At 64.1% G+C, this 23,586-nt stretch carries 22 protein-coding genes and 1 pseudogene; 5 read left to right on the top strand and 18 right to left on the bottom strand.

Annotated features, from left to right (window positions below; all coding sequences use genetic code 11):
- Positions 1-9 precede the first annotated feature (9 nt).
- Genes A6V37_RS19555 through A6V37_RS19535 form a run of 5 tightly spaced genes read left to right on the top strand, consistent with a single transcriptional unit; the run spans position 10 to position 4,822 of the window.
- On the top strand, positions 10-804 hold the full coding sequence (locus A6V37_RS19555; RefSeq protein WP_064267332.1) for an ABC transporter permease: 795 nt from the start codon (positions 10-12) through the stop codon (positions 802-804).
- A complete protein-coding gene (locus A6V37_RS19550) occupies positions 804-1,184 on the top strand; it encodes a (2Fe-2S)-binding protein (RefSeq protein WP_423213112.1) in 381 nt (126 codons plus the stop codon). The genes A6V37_RS19555 and A6V37_RS19550 overlap by 1 nt, the downstream gene beginning before the upstream one ends.
- Positions 1,181-2,614: an FAD/NAD(P)-dependent oxidoreductase gene (locus A6V37_RS19545; RefSeq protein WP_064286235.1), complete on the top strand. Its 1,434-nt coding sequence runs from the start codon at positions 1,181-1,183 to the stop codon at positions 2,612-2,614. Before A6V37_RS19550 ends, A6V37_RS19545 begins: the two co-directional genes overlap by 4 nt.
- Positions 2,607-3,734 (top strand): NAD(P)/FAD-dependent oxidoreductase, encoded by a 1,128-nt coding sequence (locus A6V37_RS19540; protein ID WP_064286234.1) that lies wholly within the window; start codon positions 2,607-2,609, stop codon positions 3,732-3,734. The genes A6V37_RS19545 and A6V37_RS19540 overlap by 8 nt, the downstream gene beginning before the upstream one ends.
- A 41-nt stretch (positions 3,735-3,775) precedes the next feature.
- A complete protein-coding gene (locus A6V37_RS19535; RefSeq protein WP_064267336.1) occupies positions 3,776-4,822 on the top strand; it encodes an ABC transporter substrate-binding protein in 1,047 nt (348 codons plus the stop codon).
- A gap of 55 nt (positions 4,823-4,877) precedes the next feature.
- On the opposite strand, the gene A6V37_RS19530 is transcribed toward A6V37_RS19535, so the two are convergent.
- From A6V37_RS19530 to A6V37_RS19445, 18 genes and pseudogenes are all read right to left on the bottom strand, one after another.
- Positions 4,878-5,177, bottom strand: coding sequence for a hypothetical protein (locus A6V37_RS19530; protein WP_064267337.1), 300 nt, complete (start codon positions 5,175-5,177; stop codon positions 4,878-4,880).
- 67 nt (positions 5,178-5,244) lie between these two features.
- Positions 5,245-6,180 carry a 2-dehydropantoate 2-reductase gene (gene panE / locus A6V37_RS19525; protein WP_064267338.1) on the bottom strand — a complete coding sequence of 312 codons (936 nt, stop codon included), beginning with the start codon at positions 6,178-6,180 and terminating at the stop codon, positions 5,245-5,247.
- 233 nt (positions 6,181-6,413) lie between these two features.
- Positions 6,414-7,379 carry a nucleoside hydrolase gene (locus tag A6V37_RS19520; protein ID WP_064267339.1) on the bottom strand — a complete coding sequence of 322 codons (966 nt, stop codon included), beginning with the start codon at positions 7,377-7,379 and terminating at the stop codon, positions 6,414-6,416.
- Positions 7,376-7,765 (bottom strand): cytidine deaminase, encoded by a 390-nt coding sequence (locus A6V37_RS19515; RefSeq protein WP_064267340.1) that lies wholly within the window; start codon positions 7,763-7,765, stop codon positions 7,376-7,378. Before A6V37_RS19515 ends, A6V37_RS19520 begins: the two co-directional genes overlap by 4 nt.
- A gap of 15 nt (positions 7,766-7,780) precedes the next feature.
- Positions 7,781-9,058 (bottom strand): NupC/NupG family nucleoside CNT transporter, encoded by a 1,278-nt coding sequence (locus A6V37_RS19510; RefSeq protein WP_064267341.1) that lies wholly within the window; start codon positions 9,056-9,058, stop codon positions 7,781-7,783.
- Positions 9,059-9,263: 205 nt separating this feature from the next.
- A complete protein-coding gene (locus A6V37_RS19505) occupies positions 9,264-10,451 on the bottom strand; it encodes a thiolase family protein (protein WP_064286233.1) in 1,188 nt (395 codons plus the stop codon).
- A 45-nt stretch (positions 10,452-10,496) separates the two neighbouring features.
- Positions 10,497-11,930 (bottom strand): annotated as a pseudogene (locus A6V37_RS19500) (efflux transporter outer membrane subunit).
- Positions 11,931-11,940: 10 nt separating this feature from the next.
- On the bottom strand, positions 11,941-13,512 hold the full coding sequence (locus tag A6V37_RS19495) for a DHA2 family efflux MFS transporter permease subunit (RefSeq protein ID WP_064286232.1): 1,572 nt from the start codon (positions 13,510-13,512) through the stop codon (positions 11,941-11,943).
- Between the two features lie 7 nt (positions 13,513-13,519).
- Positions 13,520-14,620, bottom strand: coding sequence for an HlyD family secretion protein (locus A6V37_RS19490; protein ID WP_207547608.1), 1,101 nt, complete (start codon positions 14,618-14,620; stop codon positions 13,520-13,522).
- A gap of 97 nt (positions 14,621-14,717) precedes the next feature.
- Positions 14,718-15,134: a MarR family winged helix-turn-helix transcriptional regulator gene (locus A6V37_RS19485; protein WP_064267345.1), complete on the bottom strand. Its 417-nt coding sequence runs from the start codon at positions 15,132-15,134 to the stop codon at positions 14,718-14,720.
- A gap of 81 nt (positions 15,135-15,215) precedes the next feature.
- Positions 15,216-15,638 (bottom strand): MarR family winged helix-turn-helix transcriptional regulator, encoded by a 423-nt coding sequence (locus A6V37_RS19480; protein WP_064267346.1) that lies wholly within the window; start codon positions 15,636-15,638, stop codon positions 15,216-15,218.
- 152 nt (positions 15,639-15,790) lie between these two features.
- Positions 15,791-16,759 carry a formimidoylglutamase gene (gene hutG, locus A6V37_RS19475; RefSeq protein WP_064267347.1) on the bottom strand — a complete coding sequence of 323 codons (969 nt, stop codon included), beginning with the start codon at positions 16,757-16,759 and terminating at the stop codon, positions 15,791-15,793.
- Positions 16,756-17,532, bottom strand: coding sequence for an amino acid ABC transporter ATP-binding protein (locus A6V37_RS19470; RefSeq protein WP_064267348.1), 777 nt, complete (start codon positions 17,530-17,532; stop codon positions 16,756-16,758). The genes hutG and A6V37_RS19470 overlap by 4 nt, the downstream gene beginning before the upstream one ends.
- On the bottom strand, positions 17,529-18,197 hold the full coding sequence (locus A6V37_RS19465; RefSeq protein WP_064267349.1) for an amino acid ABC transporter permease: 669 nt from the start codon (positions 18,195-18,197) through the stop codon (positions 17,529-17,531). Before A6V37_RS19465 ends, A6V37_RS19470 begins: the two co-directional genes overlap by 4 nt.
- Positions 18,198-18,214: 17 nt before the next feature.
- Positions 18,215-18,970, bottom strand: a complete 756-nt coding sequence (locus A6V37_RS19460; RefSeq protein ID WP_064267350.1) for a transporter substrate-binding domain-containing protein — start codon at positions 18,968-18,970, stop codon at positions 18,215-18,217.
- Positions 18,971-19,047: 77 nt separating this feature from the next.
- A complete protein-coding gene (locus A6V37_RS19455; RefSeq protein ID WP_064267351.1) occupies positions 19,048-19,797 on the bottom strand; it encodes an IclR family transcriptional regulator in 750 nt (249 codons plus the stop codon).
- Between the two features lie 189 nt (positions 19,798-19,986).
- The gene (locus A6V37_RS19450) at positions 19,987-20,877 is read right to left on the bottom strand and encodes a transglutaminase family protein (protein WP_064267352.1); all 891 of its coding nucleotides are present in this window, start codon (positions 20,875-20,877) and stop codon (positions 19,987-19,989) included.
- Positions 20,874-23,561 carry a circularly permuted type 2 ATP-grasp protein gene (locus A6V37_RS19445; protein WP_064286231.1) on the bottom strand — a complete coding sequence of 896 codons (2,688 nt, stop codon included), beginning with the start codon at positions 23,559-23,561 and terminating at the stop codon, positions 20,874-20,876. The genes A6V37_RS19450 and A6V37_RS19445 overlap by 4 nt, the downstream gene beginning before the upstream one ends.
- Positions 23,562-23,586: the final 25 nt, after the last annotated feature.

Genomic DNA, 23,586 nt, shown 5'->3' with positions numbered 1-23,586 from the left:
GACATCATCATGAGAAAGAACGGCCCCATCGCGCTGATTTTCCACACGCTCGTCATTGCGTTCGTGCTCGCGCCGCTCGTGATCGTCGTGCTGGTCGCCTTCACACCCGACGAAACGCTCACGCTGCCCACGCACGGCGTCTCGCTGCGCTGGTTCCGCGCGATCCTCAATTACCCTGATTTCATCAGCGCGTTTTTCAATAGCCTGAAGCTCGCGTTCGCTTCGGCGACGCTGTCCCTGATCGTCGCGCTGCCCGCCGCGCTCGCCATCGGCCGCGCACGCTTTCCGGGTCGTGGCTTTCTCAATGGCCTGCTGCTCTCGCCGCTGGTGATTCCCGGTCTCGTGCTCGGCATTGCGCTGCTGCGCTTCTTCGCGCTGATCGGCGCGACCGGTTCGTTCGCGTGGCTAGTGCTCGCACACATGATCATCATTACGCCGTTCGTCATGCGCCTCGTGCTCGCTTCGGTAAGCGGGCTGGATCGCAGCGTCGAGCACGCCGCGCACTCGCTCGGCGCTGATCCCTGGACCACGTTTCGCCGCATCACGTTGCCGATGATTCTGCCGGGCATTACCGGCGGCTGGCTGCTGGCTTTCATCAACAGCTTCGATGAACTGACGATGTCGATCTTCGTCACCTCGCCGCAAACCGTCACGCTGCCAGTGCGCATGTACATGTACGCCACCGAATCGATCGACCCGATGATGGCATCCGTGTCCGCGCTGGTGATCTTCATCACCGGCGGCGCGATGCTGCTGCTCGATCGCGTGTATGGACTCAACCGCATTCTGATTGGCCAGCATTGATGTCCCCTTCCGCCTACTCGCCCATGCCGTCCAGCTTGCCGTCCACTCCTGCCGCCGCGCCGCGCCGCGAGCCGCAATTCATGCGCGTTGCGGAAACGCAGCGCGCCCCGCTTCGCTTCTTTCTCGACGGCCATGAAGTCACCGCGTTGCAAGGCGACACGCTGTTGACCGCCGTGCTGATGCAGCAACGTCGCGTGCGCGACAGCGAATTCAGCGGTGCGCCGCGCGCCGGCTTCTGTCTGATCGGTGCATGCCAGGACTGCTGGATGCGTACTGAAGACGGCCGGCGTTTGCGCGCGTGCTCGACACTCGTGACCGAAGGGATGCGTGTTCTCACGCGGTTTGCCGACGCCTCGGCCGGCCAGGGAGAGGCGCGATGAGCGACGAACGCCGCATCGTGATCGTCGGCGCGGGACCGGCCGGCGTGCGCGCCGCCGAAGTCCTGGTCGCCGCCGGCCTCAAGCCCGTGGTGATCGATGAAAACGCGCGCTGGGGTGGTCAGATTTACCGGCAGCCGCCGGCACACGGCGGCTTCCAGCGCACGAAAAAAACGCTCTACGGTTTCGAAGCGCACAAGGCCGAGGCCTTGCATTCGACCATGGCCGCGCTCGTGCCTCACCTCGACTATCGCCCCGACACACTCGCATGGGCTTGCGAAGCGGGCCGGTTGGACACCTTGCAGGCGGGGCGCGAGGTTCGTATGCCGTTCACGCATCTGATCATCGCAAGCGGCGCGACCGACCGCGTACTGCCGGTCCCGGGCTGGACCCTGCCCGGCGTCTACACGCTCGGTGCGGCCCAGGTCGCGCTGAAGGCACAAGGTTGCGCAATCGGCCGGCGCGTCGTGCTGGCCGGCACCGGACCGCTGTTGTATCTGGTGGCGTATCAGTACGTGAAAGCCGGCGCGCAGGTCGCAGCCGTGCTCGACACGAGTCCGCTGTCGCAACAGATCGCCGCGGCGCCGAAACTCGCACGCTTGCCCTCGACGTTCGCGAAAGGCCTGTACTACGTCGGCTGGCTGAAAACGCATGGCGTGCGAATCGAGCGCGATGTGACCGTGGTGGGCATGCGTGGCGCCGAGGGTGTGGAAGCCATCGAATGGCGCGCTTCGAGCATTGGCTCGGTAACCGAAACCATCGCCTGCGATGCAGTTGGTATCAGCTTCGGCCTGAAACCCGAAACCCAGCTCGCCGACCTAGCGGGCTGCCGCTTCCGGTTCGACGCGACCCAACGTGGCTGGCTGCCCGAGCTCGACCCGGCAGGACGCAGTTCCGTGCCCGGCCTCTATCTCGCCGGCGACGGTGCGGCCATTGCCGGCGCGGACGCTGCCGAACTGGCCGGCCGGCGCGCGGCGTTGGCCTTGCTCGACGATCTCGGCATCGCGCATCCACGCGGGCCAGGCATGCTCGACGTTGCTGCGCTCGAACGCGGCCTGAAACGCATCGCGGTGTTTCGCGAGGGCATCGAGACGGCTTTCGCGCCGCCCGTCCGGTGCGCCTCACAATGGCCCGACGACATGACCGTGTGCCGCTGCGAAGAGATCGACGCCGGTACTTTGCGACGCTGCATCCGTGGCGGCGAAGCGAATGAGATCAACCGTCTCAAGGCGCTCACTCGCGTCGGCATGGGCCGCTGCCAGGGCCGCATGTGCGGCGAAGCCGCGCTGAATCTGCTGGCGGAAGAAACCGGCAAGCCCCTCGAAACGGTGGGCCGCTTGCGCAGCCAGCCGCCCGTCAAGCCGATCCCGCTCTCACCAGCAATGTATGCCGACGATGTCGTCGACATCCCCGTGGAGGCCCGCGATGAGTGACACGCTCCACTACGACGTCGCGATTGCGGGCGGCGGCCTGGTCGGCTCATCGGCCGCTTTGGCGCTGGCCCGGCGCGGCCTGCGCGTGGGTCTGTTCGAGCGGCGCTATTGCGGCGCGCAGGCGAGCGGCGTCAACTACGGTGGCGTGCGCTGCCAGGGACGCCCCGTCGAACAGATGCCGCTAGCGGTCCGCGCGCGACGTGTCTGGGACCGCTTGCCGGAGTTGATCGGCATCGACGGCGAATTCACGATGTCGGGCCATTTACGCCTCGCCCGCAGCGAAAGCGATCTGGCCGCGCTGCAAACATGGGCCGAGATGGCGCGTGACCATGGCGTGCACGCGCAACTGATCAGCGGCGCGGCGTTCCGCGAGCGCTACCCGTGGCTCGGCGCAGCGGCGGTCGGCGGCTCGCTGTGCGCGACGGATGGTCATGCGAATCCGCGTCTGGTGTCGCCGGCGTTCGCGCGTGCCGCGCGCGCCGCGGGCGCCGACGTGCGCGAACAAACCGAGCTGACCGACATTCATCACGACGGCACGCGCTTCCAGTTGCGCGCCGGCGACACGCGCATCAGCGCGGACTGGCTGATCAATTCCGCCGGCGCGTGGGCGAATACCGTGGCCGGCTACTTCGGCGAGACCGTGCCGATGAAACCGATCTACCCGAACATGTGGGTCACCGAACCCCTGCCGCTGTTCATCACGCACAACCTCGGCGTCTACGGCGGCGGCATCTACGCGCGGCAGGTGGCGCGCGGCAATTGCGTAATCGGCGGTGGACGCGGACACGGCGACGGCGAATACGGCCAGCCGTCGACAGAAACCACGCGCGCCGTGATGCGCGACGCGTGCGCGCTGCTCCCCGCGTTGCGCGAGGCGCTGCTGATCCGCACGTGGAGCGGCGTGGAAGGCGAGACGCCCGACAACAACCCGGTCATCGGCGCGAGCCGGACCGTGCCGCGTCTGTTGCATGCATTCGGTTTTTCAGGTGGCGGCTTTCTGCTCGCGCCGGGCGTCGGCGAAGTTCTTGCCGATCTCGTCGCGGACGGCACCACCGCCACGCCACTCGATGCCTTTTCGATTAGCCGCTTTGCCGCTGTTGCGGCCCGATCGTTCGCCTAGCTCGCGTAATCCGCTATTTAGTGATACTCAGGAGACCTGCAATGAAACTGTTCAAGACGTTCGCGGCGCTCGCCGCATTGTGTGCATTCGGGGCGGCCGCGCCGGCATGGTCGCAAACGAAAACCATCTATATCGGCATGAATGGCGGTCCGATGGAAAAGGCCTATACGAGTCAGGTGCTGCCTGACTTCGAGAAAGCCAACAACGTGAAGGTGGTGGTGGTGCCGGGCACGTCGTCGGACATTCTCGCCAAGCTGCTCGCCAACAAGGCCAGTCCGCAGATTCACGTGGTGTTTCTCGACGACGGCGTGATGGCGCGCGCGGTCAGCATGGGTGTGTGCAAGAAGCTCGATGACTCGCCGGTGCTCAAGGAACTCTATCCGTTCGCGCGCATGAAGGATGATATGGGCGCGGGCGTGCAGCTCGGCATGACCGGGATCGCTTACAACAAGAAGCTGTTCGCTGAAAAAGGCTGGGCGCCGCCGACCTCGTGGATGGATTTCGCCGATCCCAAGTACAAGGGCAAAGTGGTGTTCCAGTCGGCATCGAGCAGCACCTTCGGCCTGCACGGCTTTCTCGCGATCAACCGCTTGATGGGCGGCAGCGAGCAGAACGTCGAGCCGGGCTTCACGAAATGGGCCAGCACAGTGGGGCCGAATGTGGTCGAGTACGTGCCGAATTCGGCGAAGATTTCCGAAATGGTCCAGACCGGCGAGGCGGGCCTGTTCCCGCTGACGCCGACCGCCGTGGGCGATCTGGCCGACAAGGGCATTCCTGTCGGCTATGTGAATCCGAAGGAAGGTCCGGTGCTGCTGCTGGTCGATCTGTGCGTGGTCAACAACAACCCCGATCCGCAACTGGCGCAGAAACTCGCGCAGTTCCTGCTGTCCGCGCCGGCGCAGACCAAAGCCGCCGAGGCCGGCCGGCAGATTCCGACCAACCGGCTCGCGAAGATGACGCCGCCGATGCAGCAAAGTCTCGGCAATGTCGACGATCTGGTACGCAAGGTGACCGTGGTGGATTGGGATACGATCAACGCACACCGCGCGCAATGGGACACGCGCTGGAACCAGCAGATCGAGCGCTAAGCGCCGATCACGTCCACGTCAACACGCGCCTTGCTGCCGCAAGGCGCGTGTCGTTTCAGAAGATCACGGAAATTGCCACCGCCAGCCAGATCGCCGGCGCGCCGGCGAGAAACAGACGGCGCGCCCGGCGAATGCCGGCGTCGCTGTTTTCCGGCTCGACGGAACTTGTCGCCATCCATGGCACAAGCCCGAGGCAGGCGAAGCCGAACAGCGCGAATCCAAAAACGAAGATGTCGGAGACGCGCCATTTCGTCGGCTCATACAAGCCCCAGTAGCCGAGAAAGACAATGCCGATCGAGAAGATCGTTGCCGAGGCGCCACTAATCGCGACCACCGACCCGGTTGGACTCGGCATGCTTCACCTCCTAACGTTAGGCTGTCATGACAGGCCTGCTTCGACCCAGCGCCTGCCGTAGCCTCGCTCAGGACGTGCGGGTCTGCCTCGCTTCATACGTCTTCAGATGGCTATAGGCAATGCGCAGCAGCGACAAGCCGTGCTCGCCCTTTTGCGCATCGCCGCCACGTGCAATCAGATCGCCGAAAATGTGGTCCGCCTCGGTATGCGAGTGGTTTTCCACATCCCGCAGCATCGACGCGGTGAGCGGCGAAGGCGTCAACAGCGTCTGCGTGGCGCGCGCGTCGAAATCAGGCCCCATGGTGAAGCCGTTGTGCTCGGCCACCGCGCGGCACTCGCCCAGCAGATTTTCGATCACGCGTTTGCCGTCCGGCGCAGCCAGAATATCGCCGACCGAACCGCGCATCAAGCAGGTACCGGCCGCCAATGTGGCCAGGAACACCCACTTCTCCCACATGCGCAGCAGAATGTTGTCGCTGACCACCGCGTCGAAGTTCGCGCCGGCCATCGCCTCCTCGATCGCCTGCACACGTTCCGACACGCCGCCGGCCGTTTCGCCGAAGGTGATCGTATGCGAGTCGTTCAGATGCACGATGCGTTGCCCGGCGTCGAGCGTGGCGGCGATCACGCATTGCCCGCCGAGCACGCGCGCCGCGCCGAACTTGCTCGTGAGCACGTCCATATGGCCCATGCCGTTAAGCAGCGGCAGAATCGTCGTCGACTCGCCGACGAGCGGCGCGAAGGAGTCGATGGCGTCATCGAGGCTGTAGGCTTTGCAGCTCAGCAGCACCAGATCGAACGGCTCCGCGTTGACACCGGCGAGTATCGTTTTGGGGTCGTGCAGCGTGAGGTCGCCCCGCACACTGCTAACGACCAGCCCGTCACGCCGAAGCTTTTCCGCACGGCCAGGGCGCACAAGGAAGGTCACGTCCTGATCCACCGCTGCGAGACGCCCGCCGAAGTAGCCGCCCACGGCGCCTGCCCCCACTACTAGAATTCGCATCTTTGGCCTCTTGATAGATTTCGTTCACACGCGCCGCGTCCATGAGCAGGAGCTTCAGGGAACGCATAGACAGTACTTGTGGAGAAATGTAGCAAAGATTGAAGATCGGCACCGGCCACGATGACAGAACCGGTGTGCTGCAATGCAGCGCCATATACGTCAGATCAATTCGCGTGCCATGGCGGCCGCCTTAGCGTTTCAGCGAGCTTAACGCGTGGGCGGCGCCAGGTCTTTCAAAGCGTGCCGCAGATAGTGTGCTCGTAGAGCGCGAGCATGCCCGGCACGTCCACGTCCAGACAGACTTTGCATTCGGGCCGGCTATCCCAGTCCGGCGCGGGCACGGGCATGTCCGATGGCTTCTGAATGGTTTGGCCCACCGCGATTCCGTCGGTCAGCACGCGCACGGGGCCGCTGCGGGTCGTAAAGAGATGCGGTGCGAGCACATAGGCAACCGCCGACGAATCGTGCACGTAGATACCCGCAAGCTGCGCGCTTTGCTCGTGAAAAGCCTCGTAGTGGCGCGAGACGTCCCACACGAACCGGCCTGCCGCGCCGCCGCGATCCCGCAGCGTTGCCATATAGTCGCGGCTCATGATGGTGCGTTGCGTGACGTCGAGACCGACGATCACGACCGGCCAGGCCGCGCCGAACACGATATCGGCCGCATCCGGGTCGCACAGAATGTTAGCCTCCGCCGCGGGCGTGACGTTGCCGAGCACACCGTCCGTGCCGAACGCGCCGCCCATGAGCACCACCTGTTTGACGAGCGCAGCAATCTGCGGATCCTCGGCGAGCGCGAGAGCGAGGTTCGTGAGCGGCCCCACTGCGATCAGCGTGACTTCGCCGGGATGCGCGCGCACCGTGTCGACGATAAAGCGGTGGGCGGGGCGCGGGTCGAGCGCGGCCTGCTCCGTGATATCCAACGCGATATTGCCGAGCCCGTTGTCGCCGTGAATCCACGCGAGCGGCTCGGGCGCGGCGCGTTTGAGCGGCGCGGCCGCGCCCTGAGCGACCGGCACGCCCGCGGTGAACCGTCCGGCCAGATAGCGCGCGTTGCGCGTGGTCGTCTCGATGGTTGCGTTGCCGAATACGCTGGTTACACCCAGCAGTTCGATATCCGGATGCAGTGTCTGGAAAACCAGCGCCATGGCATCGTCCACACCGGGATCGGTGTCGTAAATGACCTTGTGCTTGCTCATAGGTAGAACGCGTCCGGCAGTTGTTCACGCGCGGTGGTGTCGCGCGTCGCGCCATGCAGATTGCCGAGGCGAATCGGCAAATCGGGGCCGCCCAGTTCGATGATCACCTGGCGGCACGCGCCGCACGGTGCAATCGGGCCGTCCGTATCGCCGATTACCGCGAGCGCGGCGAACTGGTCGCGCTGGTAGCCCGCGGCAATGGCGCTGAAAAACGCCGTCCGCTCCGCACAATTGCACAAGCCATACGAAGCATTCTCGACGTTGCAGCCGTCGAATACCTGCCCGTCTTTCGTCAGCAGCGCCGCGCCGACCTTGAATTTCGAATACGGCGCATAGGCCTTCTCTCGCGCCACGCCCGCGCGTTCCAACAGTTGTTCCATGGTCATACAACGATCCCCGATTCAGTTCAGCGTAAGGAACATGCCCGCAATCGTGGCGCTCATCAGGTTCGAGAGCGTCGCTGCAAGCACGACACGCAGGCCGTAGCGCGCAACCTCGGAGCGGCGTTCGGGCGCGACGGCGCTAAAGCCGCCCGTCAGCACCGCAATCGACGCAAAATTCGCGAAGCCGCACAATGCAAACGAGAGGATAGCAAGGGTGCGCGGATCGAGCACCTGCAAGCCGGCCGCGCTCACGCTCGCCGCGTCTTTCAGATACGGCGACAGCGACGCATAGGCGACGAACTCATTGAGAATGATCTTCTGCCCGAGGAAGTTGCCGGCGATCGCGGCTTCGTGCCACGGCACGCCGATCAGATACGCGAGCGGCGCGAACACGACGCCGAGCACCGATTGCATGGACAGTTGCGGATGGCCGAACCAGCCGCCAATACCGCCCACCACCCCGTTGAGCAGCGCAATCAGCCCGACGAACGCAATCAGCATCGCGCCGACCATCACGGCGATTTTCAGGCCCACCGTCGCGCCGGAACTCGCGGCCTCGATCACGTTGGCGGGGCGCTTCTCGTCGAAGTTGAGGTTCTCGAGATGCACGCGGCTCGACTCGGTGGTCGGGTGAATGATCTTCGCGAACAGCAGGCCGCCCGGCACCGCCATGAACGACGCAGCCAGCAGATATTCGATGCGCACGCCGAGCCCGGCGTAACCCGCCAGCACCGAGCCGGCCACCGCCGCCATGCCGCTCGACATCACGGCGAACAGTTCTGCGCCGGTCATGTCGCGCGTAAACGGTTTGACCACCGCGGGCATTTCGCTTTGACCGAGGAAGATCGTGGTGACCGCCGAAAACGATTCGATCTTCGACACGCCCAGCAGCTTCTGGAACACCGTGCCAAGCACGATCACGATCCAGCGCATAACGCCGATGTAGTACAGCACGGAGATCAGCGCCGTCACGAAGATGATGGCCGGCAGCACACGCACGGCGAACACGAATCCGCCGTCGCCGAAGACCTGGAACATCTTCGCCTGCACGAGGCCGCCGAACAGGAACTCGATGCCCGCGTTGCCGTAGCCGAGCACGTCATTGACGCCCGCCGCGGCGGCCGCGAGGATCGACTTGCCGACCGGCACGAAAAGAATGAATGCGCCGATACCGATCTGCGCCAGCAGCGCGCTGATTACGGTCCGTAAGCGGATGGCGCGGCGATTGGTTGAAAAGATGAAAGCGATGAGCAGCAGGACAGCAATACCGAGTGCGTTTCGTGCGATCAGTGCCATGTCTCGTGACGTTCTTGTGAAAGTGGTACTGATGCTAAACGAAACGGATGCTGGAGGAAAAACTTTAAATGCGAGATCGCGTTCGATTACCTGAGAATGCGCGACGTTTGATGCGCCGCGCATTGCGCCGCTTCAATCCATAACGATGCGGCAGGTGCACCGGCGTATTTCGCACGCCGATGCACCTGCCGCTTTTCCCCGATAGTTACAGCGTTTCCAGTGCCAGCGCGATCCCCTGCCCGCCGCCGATGCACAGCGTGACGATGCCGCGCTTCAGACCGTCGCGCCGCATCGAATGGATGAGCCGCGTGGTCAGCACGGCACCCGTTGCGCCGATGGGATGGCCGTGCGCAATCGCGCCGCCTTGCACGTTGATCAATTCTTCCGCGATGTTGAGACTGCGCGCAACGGCGAGAGGCACGGCCGCGAACGCTTCATTGATTTCGAAACGCTCGACATCGCTCAATTGCCAGCCGGCTCGCGCCAGCGCCATCTGCACGGCGGGCACCGGACCCAAGCCGAACATGCCGGGTTCCACCGCCGCGACACCATAGGCTACGAGCCGCGCCGCCGGCGCGATGCCGCGTGCTTCCGCGAAACCGCGCTCGGCCACCAGCATTGCCGCGGCGCCGGCGTTCAGGCCAGGGGCATTGCCGGCGGTAATCGTGCCATCCGGACGGAATGCCGGACGCAGTTTGGCCAGCGTTTCCACCGTCGTGTCGGGGCGCGGCTGTTCATCCCGCGTGAACTGCTGCGGACCCTTGCGGCTCGCGATTTCAACCGCGGCCAGTTCGGCGTCGAAATCGCCGCGCGCCTGCGCTTCCGCGAATCGCTGTTGCGAGCGGGCGGCCCAACGGTCCTGCGTTTCACGCGTGAGGTCGAATTGCGCCACGAGGTCTTCGGTATGCCAGCCGGAATGCTCGTTCGAGAACGCGTCGACGAGGCCATCGCGCAGCAGGCTGTCATGAATCTGCGCGTTGCCCATGCGGTAGCCCCAACGGCCGCCGTCGAGCAGATACGGCGCGCGGTCCATGTTCTCCATGCCGCCTGCCACGGCGGCATCGCCGAGACCCAGCAGGATTTCCTGCGCTGCCGAAGCGATGGCCTGAGCACCCGAGCCGCACACGCGATTGACCGTCAACGCCGGCACGGCCACCGGCACACCGCCGCCGATCGACGCCTGACGTGCGGGATTCATCTTGTTGCCGGCCTGAATCACATTGCCCATGACCACCGACGCCAGCGCGGCCCCGTCGAGACCGCTGCGCTTGAGCGTCTCACGCACGGCCACGGCGCCGAGTTCGGTCGCCGGTACTTCTTTCAGCGATCCGCCGAATGCGCCGACCGGTGTTCTCACCGGATTGCAGATCACTACTTCACGTGTACTCGCCATCACTTCTCTCCAGTTGGTTCATCACTGCCTTTGCCACGCCGTAGGTCAGTTATTCGCTGACAACGCCGTGGCCGTTTCAGGGACATCCCAGCCGCCGCCAAGCGACCGGTACAACGCGACCGCCGAGAGCGCATGCTCACGTTTGGCCTGATTCAACGATTCCGAGTCGAGCAGATACGCCTCCTGCGCGGCGAGCACGTCGAGGAAGCTCGACGCGCCGCCCTTGTAGAGTTCGGTCGACAGACGCAGCGCCTGGCTCGATGCATCGAGCGCACCGCCCAGACGCTGCACCTGAACCGCGCCGCTCACCAGATCGCTGCGGTTGTCTTCGATTTCCTTCAACGCCTGCAGCATGGTTTGCTGCAGGCCGAGTTGCGATTCGCGCATGCGGCTTTCGCTCGCGTCGATATTCGCGGTAATGCGGCCGGCATTGAAGATCGGACTCGTCGCGCTCAACGCTGCGCTAAAGAGATTGTCGGTAAGCGTCGGCAGGCCGAGGTAAGACGAAGCGAGCAGGCCATCGGCGAGATTGAGCTTGAACTGCGGATAGCGCTGCGCATTCGACACACCCACTTCCGCCGCGCGCTGTTCGACCGTGGCGTACGCCGTGCGCACGTCGGGCCGCTGCAATAGCGCTTCGGACGGCAGCGTCTGCGGCACGCTTTGTGCGGGCACCGGAATCTCACGCGCAGCGGTCAGCAGCAAACTGTCGACGCTCTCCGGCGTACGCCCCGAATACACCGCAATCAGACTCAATTGATGCTGCACGGCCGACTGCACGCGCGGAATCTACGCCTGCAAGTCTTCCAACTGGTTCTGCGCGCGAGCGACGTCGAGCTGCGTCGACAGTCCGTAATGCAATCGCTCCTGCGTGAGCTTCAGCGCGCGCGCGCGGATCTGCTCGTTGTCGTTGAGAATCTGCAGTTGCGATTGCGCCCAACGCAGATCGATATACGCCGCTGCGGTGTTGGCCGCGAGCGCGAGCCGCACCTCGTTCAAGGCCGACTGACGTCCCGACACTTGCGCCTGCGCGGCCAGTACGGCAAGACGCTCACCGCCGAATACATCGGGCGTCCAGCTTGCCGTCAAACCTGCTCCGGCCTGGCGCACATAGCCGAGCGGTGGCGGCGTGTTCTGACGCGAGTCGGACGCGGTTGCACTCGCGTTCAACTCGGGCAGCAAAGCCGCGTGATTCTGCGTGACGATATCCTGCGCCTGCTTGACGCGCTCCACCGCTGCCTGCACGTCGAGATTGCTGGTCAACACGGATTCGACCAGCTGATGCATCACCGGGTCGCCGAATTGGTCCCACCACGCGCGCGCATTCACGCTGTCCTGCGGTGCGTCGACGCTCCATGCCGCGGGTGCGACGGTTTTTACGGTCTGCGGCAAATCGGCATGCGTGGCCGGTTGCACCGCGCACGCCGCCAGCGTCAGCAACGCGGCGCTCGCCAGTACTTTCAGAAAAATCGGTTTCATGTTGAATTTCTCAATGAGCATCAGGCGGCGGCGCGGTGTTGCCAAACGGGCGCGAGAACAGCACGCTCAGCAAACCGACCAGGAAACAGAGCGACAGCGCGAAAAACGTGTCGGAGAATGTCAGCACGAGTGCTTCGCGCATCAACACCTCGTGCAACGCGCCGAGTCCGGCGCCGGCCGCGTTCAGCACGTCTCCGCCCACCGCCGCGAAATGCGCGCTCTGCTGCTGCAAGATCGATTCGACCACCGGACGGCCGGCGCTCAGGTGTTCATCGAGCCGCTCGTAGTGAAGGTTCAAACGGTCATTGAGCATCGTGCTGCTCACTGCAATGCCGATAGCGCCACCAAGATTGCGCATCAGGTTAAAAAGGCCGCTCGCCGATCGCAATCTCGACATCGGCAATGAGCCCAGCGCCATCGTCACAATGGGCGGAATGCAGAACTGCTGGCCGATGCCGCGCAACGCCTGCGGGATTAGCAACTCCTGCCAGCCCCACTGATTGGTCAGGGGTACATACAGATAGCAGCCGACGCCGAACAGCACCAGCCCGAACACCAGCAGCACCCGCATGTCGACGACGCGTGCGAGGAACGAATAGGCCACCATCGCGACCAATTGAAAACACCCGACCGACAACAGCGCCACACCGATCTGCAACGAATCGAAGCCGCGCACACGCGCCAGAAATACCGGCGTCAGGAACACTGCGCAGAAAATCCCGATCCCGGTAATGAACGACAGCAGACTGCCGATACCGAAGTTGCGGATCGCCATTGCGCGCAGATCGACGATCGGCTCTTTCGCGGTGAACGCATGCACGATGAACAGGAATCCGCAGATCGCCGCCACCCACGTGCAAGCGATGATCACGTCGTCGCCGAACCAGTTCTTGCGCGGTCCTTCCTCCAGCACGTATTCCAGGCAACCCAGAAAACCGGACATCAGCAGGATGCCGAGATAGTCGCCTTTTTTCAGCAATGACAGATCGACCTTGTCGAAGTGCACGTACTTCGGCACCAGCAGCGTGACGGCGGCGCCTGGCACCAGGTTCAGATAGAACAGCCAGTGCCACGACCATTGCGAGGTGATCCAGCCGCCTATCACGGGGCCGATGGTCGGAGCGAGCGTGGCGAGCGCGCTGATGGTCGTGGACGCGATCAGGCGCTCCTTGCCGGGAAACAGCACGAACGCCGTGGTGAACACCGTCGGGATCATCGCGGCGCCGAGCGCGCCCTGCAAACCGCGGAACAGGATCATCGAGTTGATGTCCCACGCCAAACCGCACAACATGCTGGTGATCGTAAAGCCGAGCGCGGAGAACGCGAACACCCAGCGCGTGGAGAACACGCGGGTGAGCCAGCCGGACATCGGAATCACCAGAATTTCCGCGATCAGATACGACGTCTGCACCCACGAGAGTTCGTCCTGGCTCGCGGACAGGCCGCCGCCGATGTCTCTGAGCGACGATGCCACGATCTGGATATCGAGCGTCGCCATGAAAAAGCCAAGGCACATCAGCGAAAAGGCGAAAACCTTGATGCGCTGTGGCAGGTCGGCGGGGTTGTCAAGGACTTCGGTCATGGTCGGTTTATCCGCGGGCCGGCGTGTTTTCGCCGTCGACATGAACTTTCACCGTGGCCGAGAGGCCCGGACGCAGCACGCCTTGCATGTCCTTCGGCACGTCGAGACGCACACGCACCGGCACGCGCTGCACGATCTTCGTGAAGTTGCCCGTGGCGTTTTCGGCGGGCAGCACGCTGAAAGTCGCACCGGTGGCGGGCGCGAGGCTTTCCACTACACCGCTGATGCGCTTGCTCGAAGCGTCGAGATCGACGTCGACCCGGTCACCGACGTGCATCTTCTTCAACTGGTCTTCCTTGAAGTTGGCGTCGATCCACAATCCGCTCGACGGCACCACGGTCAGCAGCGACACCCCCGTGTTCGCCAGCAGGCCGACCCGCGCGGTGCGATTGCCGACATAACCGTCGATCGGCGAGCGAATCGTCGTGTATTCGACGTTCAGCGCCGCGACGCGCTGGGCAGCCTGAGCCGTCGCAATGCGCGCCTCGGCGTCGCCGATCTGTGCGTCGAGCACCGCAATCTGGCGTTGCGCGGCAATCAGCGCGGCACTGCTGCGATCCACCGCGGCATGAGCCTTCGTCAGATCGGCGTCGGCGCGCTCGACCACCTGGTTCGATACCGCGTCGTCCTTCACCAGTTGACGGTAGCGCGTCTGATCGGCGGCGCTGCGCGTCAGTTCGGCGCCGGAGGCACGAACCTCCGCGGCCTGCTCGTTGATGGTGGCAAGCTGCAGGGACTTTTTCGCCTGCAACTCGGTCACCGCGGCCTGTGCGCTCTGCACTTCGGCGGTGGCCTGTGCGAGACGCGCGTCGTAGTCGCGCGCATCGAGCCGGATCAAGACCTGATTCGCGTGGACGAACTGGTTGTCCTGCACGAGCACGTCCGTAACGAAACCGTTCACCTTGGGCGCCATCACGGTGACATCGCCGCCTACGTACGCGTCGTCGGTCGTTTCGATGAAGCGGCCAACAAAGAACCAGTACGACGCCGCAAGCGCCAGCACGGCTAGGACCGAGATAATCGCGAGCTGCATCCAGGGCACGCGCCTTGCCGGTTTGGCAATATGCTCCGCGCTCGGCGGTGCGATAGTCGAAGGTGTAGTGGACATGATGTCTGTATGTGTGTATGCACTCGTTACGTTACAAAAAAAGCGCGTGATACTGCGGCGCCGATGCTTCGCTGCACGCGCAGCGTCAGATTCAGATTCAGTCCTGTGTGATGGCAAGCAACTCGCCACGCAGCGCGGCCGCGCGTTGCTTGCCGAAACGATGCTCGAACTCGGTTTGCGCCGCTTTCCAATGCTCACGGCTTGCCGCCAGCCGCGCTTCACCCGCGGCCGTGAGCGAAATCGACAGCGCCCGCACATCCGCGCCGCGCGCCTCGCTCAATACCAGACCATTGCGACGCAGCGGCTGGATCGTACGGACCAGCGTGGTGCGATCCATGCGCATGGCTTCCGCGATCTGCTTCATCGTCATCGGCCCGGTGCGGCTCAGCCGCCTGAGCAACGAAAATTGCGTAATGGTCAGTCCGACCTTCGCCAGATGGCGATCATAAAGTTGCGAGACATGACGGGCGGCCTGGCGGATGGCGAAGCAGTCGTCGTCGAAAAGTCCTTCCATTGCTGCGCTTCCTTACTCATTAGTGCATACGCACATCAAATGACGCATGTGTACCCGCCGAAACGGGCCTCTACACCTCAACTAAGCGGTAATGCTGAACAGCTCGGCGCGCAGCGTTTTGGCGCGCGCATGGCCGAACTTCTTCTCAAACTCATTCTGCGCGGCACGCCATGCGATTGCCGCCTGATCGAACGTCGCTTCGCCCTGATCCGTCAGACTGAACAGAAGCGTGCGGCTGTCATGCTCTGCCTGCTCCGCAACCACCAGACCGTCGCGCTGCAAGGGTTTCATGGCGCGAACCAGCGTGGTGCGCTCCATTACCATGGAATCCGCCAGATCCGCCATGGGCTGGTTCGGCGTGCGCGCGAGCTTGGCGAGAATCGTGAACTGCGCGGCCGTCAGCCCTACGGCGCCGAGATGGCGTTCGTAGATCTGCGTGACGCGACGCGCCGCCTGACGCAGCGCGAAGCAGTTACATTCGTCGTAAGAGAGAGGTCGGGTCATAAAACGCAGTCTATATGTGCATACGCACACTGTCAAGTTTATCTGCTTTTGGAGAGTGTATTACGAAATCTGCCGCAGGGAGGAACCCGGCCTGCTGGACCAATCCGGCGAGCCGGGCGTGTTTGCCGGTGGCGCAAAGCGCGCCGGCCTGGCTACAACAAACGGTAAGCCAGCCGGGCGGCCGCCATCGCGGTGCGCCTGTCCTGATCGAGTGAAGGATTGTACTCGGCGATATCCGCCACGCGCAGCTTGCCTGATTCGCGCACGCATCGCACCATCGCCTCGACCACCGACAACGGCACACCTAATGCCGCAGGCGCCGACACCCCTGGCGCCGTGGCAGCCGGCAGCACGTCGAGATCAATGGTCAGATAGACGTCGTCCACCGCCTCCAGCCACTGTTCAAGCTCGCGCAGGCGCTGCGGCAACTGGTTCTCCTGCATGTCTGCATCGAGCAGATAGCGCACGCCGAGCCGCTCGGCGTGCGCGAACAGCGAAGCTGTGTTACCCAGATCGCTGACACCGAAACAGATATAGTCGAACGGTACGCCTCGTTGCGCACAGTCGTTCGCAATCTGGTCAAACGGCGTGCCTGAGTTCGCCGGACGCTTCTGGCGCAAGTCGAAGTGCGCGTCGAAGTTGATGATCAGCAGCTTGCGCGACGTGGCCGATTCGGTCGCCCCAGCGGCCTCACCCGCCTGATGCAGACGCCAGCCGCTATAAGTGCCCCACGCCACCTCATGTCCGCCGCCAAAAACCAACGGACGGCCGCCGCTCGCCAGTACCTCGCTCACCACGTTGGCCAGTTCCAGCTGCGCGCTTTCGAGATCGCCGTCGTCGCACACCACGTCGCCCGCGTCGGTGAGCGACGCCATGTTGGCCTTGGCCGGCAAGCCCGCCAGCGCGCGCCGCAACTCCTTCGGTGCGTGTGCCGCGCCAACGCGGCCCTGATTGCGGCGCACGCCTTCATCTGATCCAAACCCGACGATCACCGGCGTTTCGCCTTGCAGCCGCTGCGCCGTGCCGAACGGCGCGACCTGATTGAAAATGCGCCGCGTGTCGCCGGGCTCGCCGTCGTCGGAACGGCCGGCCCACACCTTGTCATCGAATGGAACTCTCATGCGCGCGACAACACCGCCTGCAAGAATGCCCGCGTGCGCGGCTGCGAAGGCGCCGAGAAAATCTCGGCCGGCGGTCCCGCCTCGACGATCACGCCGCCGTCCATCACCACCACCACGTCGGCGACTTCTTTCGCGAAACCCATTTCGTGCGTGACGACCACCATCGTCATGCCCTCGCTGGCGAGCAGCTTCATGACCTGCAGCACCTCGCCGACGAGTTCCGGATCGAGCGCGGAGGTCGGTTCGTCGAACAGCATCACGCGCGGTTGCATGGCGAGCGCCCGGGCAATCGCCACCCGTTGCTTCTGCCCGCCTGAGAGGCTCGCCGGCATGACATGCGCCTTGTGCGCGAGCCCGACCTTTTCCAGCAACGCGAGCGCGGCCGCTTCGGCCTCTGCCTTGCTGGCGCCGCGCAGCATACGCGGCCCGACGGTGATGTTATGCAGCACCGACAGATGCGGAAACAGATTGAACGACTGAAACACCATGCCGACCTCGGTGCGCAGCGCATTCAGCGAACGCTCCTTGAGCATCGCGCCGTGATCGACCAGCCGATGCCCGCAGATATCGATCGTGCCGCCTTCGGCCTGCTCGAGGCCGTTGCAGCAGCGCAGGAACGTGCTCTTGCCCGAGCCGCTCGGCCCGATCACCACCACGACCTGCTGCGGCTGGATGTCGAAGTCGATGCCGTTGAGCACCGTATGCGAGCCGAACGATTTGGTCAGCCCGCGGATGCTGACAATAGGTCCATTACCATTGGCCACGGTATTCATTGCACCATCCCTCCTGCACGCAAACGGCGCTCGACACGATGCAGTGCGTAATTGGTCGCCTGCGTCAACACCAGATAGACCAGCGCAATCGCCAGATACACTTCGAGTGAACGGTACGACACGCTGATAATCTTCTGCCCTTCATGCATCAGATCGTCGATCGTCAGCAGCGACACCAGCGCGGAGTTCTTGATCAGCGCGATGAACTCGTTGCCAAGCGGCGGGATCATCCGAACGATGGCTTGCGGCAGAATAATCGCGCGCATGGCCTGCCCCGACGACATGCCGATCGAACGCGCCGCTTCCATCTGCCCGCGATCCACCGACTGGATCGCACCACGCACGATCTCCGACACGTAGGCCGCGGAATAGAAACCGAGCCCGAGCATGCCGCACACGAACGCCGGCAGCAGAATGCCGAATTGCGGCAAGCCGAAGAACAGGAGAAAGAGTTGCACGAGCAACGGCGTGCCGCGGAAGAACGTCAGATAGGCGGTACACAAGCCGTACACCACGCGCCGCTGCGGCGAGAGCCGGCCAATGCCGATCAACAGGCCAAGCAGACAGCTCAGCGCGAGCGAGGCGGCGGTCACTTCGACCGTCACCACCGCGCCATGCATGATGTCCGGCAAGCCGGCAATCACCGGCGAAAAATCGAGTTCCATTTGGTTTGCTCTGCCTATTATTGCGCGCTCGGACCAAACCACTTCTTGACGATCGCCGCATACGTGCCGTCGGCCTTGATCTTCGCGAGCGCGGTATTGAGCGCGGCTTTCAGTTGCGGCTCGTCCTTGCGCACGGCAATGCCGTAGGCTTCGGTCGTCAGCGGCTTTTCGAGCACGCGGAAACCGCCGCGCGTGCGCACGAGCTGATACGCGGCAGGCTTGCCGGTCACGGCGGCATCGGCGCGGCCAATGCCCACGAGGTCGAACATTTCCTGGTTCTTTTCCACTTCAACGCGATTGATCTGCGGGAAGTTGTCGCGCAGGAAGTTCACCGACTTCGTGCCCACCTGAACCGAGACTTTCTTGCCGTTCAACTCCGCGACCGACTTGATCGGCGAATCGGCCTTCACCAGTGCGACGAGGCCGCCCGCGTAATACGAGTCGGTGAAATCGACCACTTTCGCGCGCTCATCCGTGATGTAGATGCCGGAGATGGCGACATCGAAGCGATGCGCGATCAAGCCCGGAATCAGCCCTTTGAAGTCGATGTCGGTCCATTGCACGCGCTTGCCCATCGCCTTGGCGAGCGCATTCATCATGTCGACGTCGAAGCCGGTGTGCGCGCCGTTCTCGGTGTACTCCATCGGCGGGAAGGTGGCGTCGGTGGCGACGTTCAGCACGTCCGGCGTTTGTGCTGAAGCGGCGCCGGTGAATCCGGCGAAAGTCACTGCAAAGGTCACGCAGGCGAGAGACAACAGTCGTTGCAGTTTCATGGGGTAGCCTCCTTGTGGTTCGTTTGGCTGACTCAATTCGTTCGGAATCCGGATTGAATCAGTTTGGTCAAGTCCGTTCAATCGGTTTGCAAATGCTCGGAAATAGCGCGGGCCGTACGTAGCGTCCCGTCGATGAATTGGCTTTCGCGGCCGATAGCGCGCGTGGACGGCGCCATCAGCGTGATCGATGCGCTGCAGCCGGCGCCGCGTCCGCTGCGGTGAAAGATCGGGGCGCTCACGCCCCACACGCCAGGGTCCACCTCGCTGTCGCTGACGGCGTAACCCTGGGCGCGAATCTGTTCGAGTTCGGCTTCAATCGCGGCGCGGCCGGCCGGATCGTTGGCGAACACGTTATCGAGTACTTCGGTGCGTGCCTTGTCGGCCATGAAGGCGAGCAGCGATTTCGCCGACGCACCCGCCTTGAGCGGCACCGCGCGGCCCTTCTCGAATGAGCAGCGCAGCGAGTGCTGGCTGTCGACCATCTCGAGACACATGACCTGATGCTTGACAGCCACCACCAGCCCGATGCTTTCCTGCGAGGCGCGCGCGAGCTGCTGCATCTCGCTGCGGCTCGCTTCAACGAGCAGCGAGTTCACGTCGAAGCCGAGCGCAAGCTGCAAGCTGATCGGACCCGGTGCGTAATGTCCGGCGTTTTCCGCGACGAAACCCCAGCGCTTGAGCAAGGCGATCTGCCGGTACAACGTGCTTTGCGCGAGTCCGGTCACCGCCAGCAGATCCTTCACCGACATGGCCTTGCCGTGACTGGCAAGCGCCGCCAGCACCAGCAGTACCCGCTCAGCCCCTGTTACACCCTGTTCCGCATTCACGATGACACGACCCGCAACTAATCATGCGTTCAGCATGCCAGAACGTTCTCAAAATTCAAAAATTGAATTCTCGCTCAATGGGAATTGATGGAGAGGGTTTTCCCCGAGCCGGGATCAATGAACGTGCGGCGGCCGATGCGCGGCACGCCGCCGGCATTCGTCTGACTAGAAAAACACTTGCTGGAAGGCTTAAAGCGCAAGCACCGTGACGCCCACTTCCACCCGATGCGCGCCGCCGCCGAGAATCATGCCGCGCAGCAAGGACACGTCGCTGTAGTCGCGCCCAATGGCGAGCGTCACGTGGTCCGTATCGGCGAGCACGTCGTTGGTCGGGTCGAGATCGATCCAGCCACTGCCGGGACAATGCACCGACACCCACGCATGCGACGCGTCCGCGCCGATCAGACGCGGCTGGCCGGGCGGCGGATCGTTGCGCAGATAACCGCTCACATAGCGCGCCGGCAAACCCAGCGAGCGCAAACAGCCGATCATCACCTGCGCGAAGTCCTGGCAGACGCCGCTCTTCAATTCGAAGGCGCGCTCGGCAGGCGTGTCGAACATCGTCGCCGAAGGCTTGTACTCAAAGTCCGCATGAATGCGGTGCATCAGATCGATCGCGCCCGCGGCGACCGGTACGCCGGGCGGAAAGCTCGGTTCCGCATAGTCGCGCAGCGACGGGCGCGGCACGATGTTCGGCGACGCGAAACAGAACTCCACTTCGGGCCGGAACTTTCCACCGACGCTAAAGCGCAGCGCCTCGGCCAGTTCGTCCCATGCCGGGGTCGCGTCCGGGTCGAGGTCGGTCCAGCGCGGCGTGAGCGCCACGATGGTTTCGCTGACCAGTTGCAGGCGTTCGTGCGGCGCATCGAGCGCGAAATACAGCACATCGTTGCCGAACGCGTCGATACGGCTGTTCAGATACGAAGGCTCCGGCTCGATCTTCTCGCCGTGCGAGACCACACGCTGCCACGCGCAGGCGATCGGCCGGATCGTGGCGAGATGCTGCGCGGTTTCCACATACGTGGAGTAGTGATAGGTCGTGCGATGCGAAACGGACAGCACGGTCGGCGCGTGCTTCATGACCACACCTGCGAGGCAATCGTGCTGGCGTGACTGAAATAGCGCGCGCTGATTTCATGCGCGGCCGCGCCGGCATACGTGCCGATCTGATCGCATACCGCCATCAGATTGCCGTAGTCCTTGCTTTCGTCGACGGTGCACAGCGATTCGAGCGTCGGCAGAGAAGCGACGGGCGCCATCAGTTCGGCGAACGGACGATGCCGCGTACTGCCCGCCGCCACCGCGATCTCGTCGAGCTTTTTGCGCAACCGTTCGTACACGCCGTAAACGCCGCGCGGATTGGTCGGTTCGATCACGAGCAGGTCGAGCAAGGCAGGCACTTCGAAGCGGCCCGGATAGAGCGCGCGATAGGTCAGCGTGCTGTCGAACAGTTGCAGCAGCAGGTCGAATCCGGCGGGCGTGGCAAGCTGTCCGTGATCCGCGACGATGCGCAAAATGGAGGTCATGGCCGACACACGTTCGATGTGCCGTCCCACGAAAAGCAGCCGCCACGCTTCGTCGCGCGTCATGCGGTCGCCCTGGGCGCCGCTGATCGCCGATAGCTGCACCGACAGGTGTTCGAGCGCGTCCATCAGCGTGAGACGGTCGTAGCGTTCGCCGCAGCAATTCGTGGCGCCATTGGCGTTGCCGCTGCCGTTGCTGCGGTCGTTGCGATTGGTGCCGGCAATTCCGTTGCCCTCGCCTGGCGATGCCGCGCCGCCAACACCCGGAGCCGGCATCAACTCCTGCAACGCATCGCGGAAGTCGTTGCGGGCCGCGAGAATCATGCGCCAGTGATCGTTCGAGAGCCGCCCGCGCACTTCGCCGTTCGAGCGCGCCTGCGCGCTCAGATTCTGGCCGATGCTCGCAGTGCCGGTGCTCTCGCTCAGGTTCGCGACCAGCGCGCGCTCGAAGGCTTGCGGCGAATGCGGCGCGGACATGTCGCCGGACTGCACGAGGCCGCAGTACAGCGCAAGTTCGACCAGGGTCGGGAACATGGCCTCGGCATCGTTGCCTTCCAGCGAGCCGAGAATCAGGCGCAACAGGCGCACGTTGTTTTCGGCGCGTTCGCCGTAGCGTCCGGCCCAGAACAGGTTTTCCGCCGCACGGCTCGACACGGTGCGATGCTTGCGCGCGAGGTCGGCCGGCTGGATCGGCGAGGGCAGCAGCGTGAAGGTCGACGTCGGCTGGCTCGACAGCACCCACGTGTCGACGCTGCTGCCGCCGTACTGCATTGACACTGTGGCCTGGCGCTCCGCCGCCATGCGCGTGAAGCCGCCCGGCATGACATGCCAGCCGCCGCTGGCATCGGCAATCGCGTAGACGCGCAGTACCGAGGGGCGACGGCCAATCGTGCCTTCTTCGTAACGCGGCGTGCAGGAAAAGCGCAGCGCCTGCTGGATCGTGAAGGTGTCGGGCATCGCCTCGATGCGCTCACGCCACGCCGCCAGCCGCTGCCGGCCCTGCTCCACGCCGGGTGGCGCGTCGCGGGCGGCCACCGGCCATGTCGGCACGATGAACGCGTCGTCCATCCGCGCGAATGCGTGCCCGACCGCCGTCTGCCGGACGCACCACCACGTGGCCACGCTCGGCAGCACGAGATCTTCCTCGAGCAGCACTTCGGCGATGCCCGGCAGAAAACCGTGCAGCGCCGGCGATTCGACGAAGCCCGAGCCCGGCACGTTCGAGACGATCACATTGCCCGCGCGCATCACCTGCAGCAAACCGGGCACGCCGATGCTGGAATCGGCCCGCAGTTCGACCGGGTCGCAGAAGGCGTCGTCGAGACGGCGCAGCACCACGTGCACGCGTTCGAGACCGCCGAGTGTCTTCAGATAGAGCTTGTCGTCGCGAACGGTCAGGTCTTTGCCTTCGACCAGCGTGACGCCGAGATAGCGCGCGAGGAACACATGTTCGAAGTAGGTTTCGCTGAACGGCCCCGGCGTGAGCAAGGCGATATGCGGCGACCTGTCCGCCCCCTCGCTGTCATGCCGCATGGTGGCCTGCGCCGCCTGCACGAGCGTCGCGATCAGCTGCGAATAGGTCGGCGCGAGGCGGCTCACGCGCAAGGCGCGGAACGGATCCGCGAATAGCGCCGACACGATCAGGCGGTTTTCCAGCGCATACCCGAGACCGGACGGCGCCTCGGTGCGGTGCGCCATCACCGTCCAGTCGCCGCCGGGCGTGCGCGCCAGATCGACCGCGACCACCTGCAGGAATTGACCGCCAGGCGGCGTGTAGCCCTTCACCGGGCGCAGATAGCCGGGATGCCCGAACACCAGCGCGGGCGGCAATTGCCCGCGTTGCAGCAAGGTCTGCGGCCCGTAAACATCGGCGACGATCGCGTTGAGCAGATGCGCGCGCTGCGTCACGCCCCGCTCGATATGCGCCCACTCGGCCTCGCTGATCAGGAACGGCAGCAGGTCGAGCGCCCACGGCCGCGGCACGCCCTTATCGGCGTAGACGTTGTAGCTGATGTCGTTATCGCGAATCTGCTGCGCGAGCGATGCGCGGTGATCCTCGAGCCGCGCGATGCCGACGTCGCCGAGGCGCTCGAAAAACTCCCGCCATGGTTCGCGCAATGCGCCCGAGGCGTCGCGCAACTCGTCCCAGTGTCCCTCGTAGGCCGGCAAAAGGCGCAACAAGGACGAAGCGTCCGCGCGAGCCGCGGACGTTTCGAAGGGAAAAGTCGATTGGAAAGCCAAGGTTATGTCGTTTTAAGCGTGTGCA

The organism is Paraburkholderia ginsengiterrae, from assembly GCF_001645125.1.
GTDB classification, from domain to species: domain Bacteria; phylum Pseudomonadota; class Gammaproteobacteria; order Burkholderiales; family Burkholderiaceae; genus Paraburkholderia; species Paraburkholderia ginsengiterrae.
This window is presented reverse-complemented; position numbering and strand designations above follow the sequence as displayed.

Bases quoted from the DNA above. Each gene is read 5' to 3' on its own strand.
- A6V37_RS19555 (WP_064267332.1), top strand. From the start codon at position 10: ATGAGAAAGAACGGCCCCATCGCGCTGATTTTCCACACGCTCGTCATT.
- A6V37_RS19550 (WP_423213112.1), top strand. From the start codon at position 804: ATGTCCCCTTCCGCCTACTCGCCCATGCCGTCCAGCTTGCCGTCCACT.
- A6V37_RS19545 (WP_064286235.1), top strand. From the start codon at position 1,181: ATGAGCGACGAACGCCGCATCGTGATCGTCGGCGCGGGACCGGCCGGC.
- A6V37_RS19540 (WP_064286234.1), top strand. From the start codon at position 2,607: ATGAGTGACACGCTCCACTACGACGTCGCGATTGCGGGCGGCGGCCTG.
- A6V37_RS19535 (WP_064267336.1), top strand. From the start codon at position 3,776: ATGAAACTGTTCAAGACGTTCGCGGCGCTCGCCGCATTGTGTGCATTC.
- A6V37_RS19530 (WP_064267337.1), bottom strand. From the start codon at position 5,177: ATGCCGAGTCCAACCGGGTCGGTGGTCGCGATTAGTGGCGCCTCGGCA.
- panE (WP_064267338.1), bottom strand. From the start codon at position 6,180: ATGCGAATTCTAGTAGTGGGGGCAGGCGCCGTGGGCGGCTACTTCGGC.
- A6V37_RS19520 (WP_064267339.1), bottom strand. From the start codon at position 7,379: ATGAGCAAGCACAAGGTCATTTACGACACCGATCCCGGTGTGGACGAT.
- A6V37_RS19515 (WP_064267340.1), bottom strand. From the start codon at position 7,765: ATGACCATGGAACAACTGTTGGAACGCGCGGGCGTGGCGCGAGAGAAG.
- A6V37_RS19510 (WP_064267341.1), bottom strand. From the start codon at position 9,058: ATGGCACTGATCGCACGAAACGCACTCGGTATTGCTGTCCTGCTGCTC.
- A6V37_RS19505 (WP_064286233.1), bottom strand. From the start codon at position 10,451: ATGGCGAGTACACGTGAAGTAGTGATCTGCAATCCGGTGAGAACACCG.
- A6V37_RS19495 (WP_064286232.1), bottom strand. From the start codon at position 13,512: ATGACCGAAGTCCTTGACAACCCCGCCGACCTGCCACAGCGCATCAAG.
- A6V37_RS19490 (WP_207547608.1), bottom strand. From the start codon at position 14,620: ATGTCCACTACACCTTCGACTATCGCACCGCCGAGCGCGGAGCATATT.
- A6V37_RS19485 (WP_064267345.1), bottom strand. From the start codon at position 15,134: ATGGAAGGACTTTTCGACGACGACTGCTTCGCCATCCGCCAGGCCGCC.
- A6V37_RS19480 (WP_064267346.1), bottom strand. From the start codon at position 15,638: ATGACCCGACCTCTCTCTTACGACGAATGTAACTGCTTCGCGCTGCGT.
- hutG (WP_064267347.1), bottom strand. From the start codon at position 16,759: ATGAGAGTTCCATTCGATGACAAGGTGTGGGCCGGCCGTTCCGACGAC.
- A6V37_RS19470 (WP_064267348.1), bottom strand. From the start codon at position 17,532: ATGAATACCGTGGCCAATGGTAATGGACCTATTGTCAGCATCCGCGGG.
- A6V37_RS19465 (WP_064267349.1), bottom strand. From the start codon at position 18,197: ATGGAACTCGATTTTTCGCCGGTGATTGCCGGCTTGCCGGACATCATG.
- A6V37_RS19460 (WP_064267350.1), bottom strand. From the start codon at position 18,970: ATGAAACTGCAACGACTGTTGTCTCTCGCCTGCGTGACCTTTGCAGTG.
- A6V37_RS19450 (WP_064267352.1), bottom strand. From the start codon at position 20,877: ATGAAGCACGCGCCGACCGTGCTGTCCGTTTCGCATCGCACGACCTAT.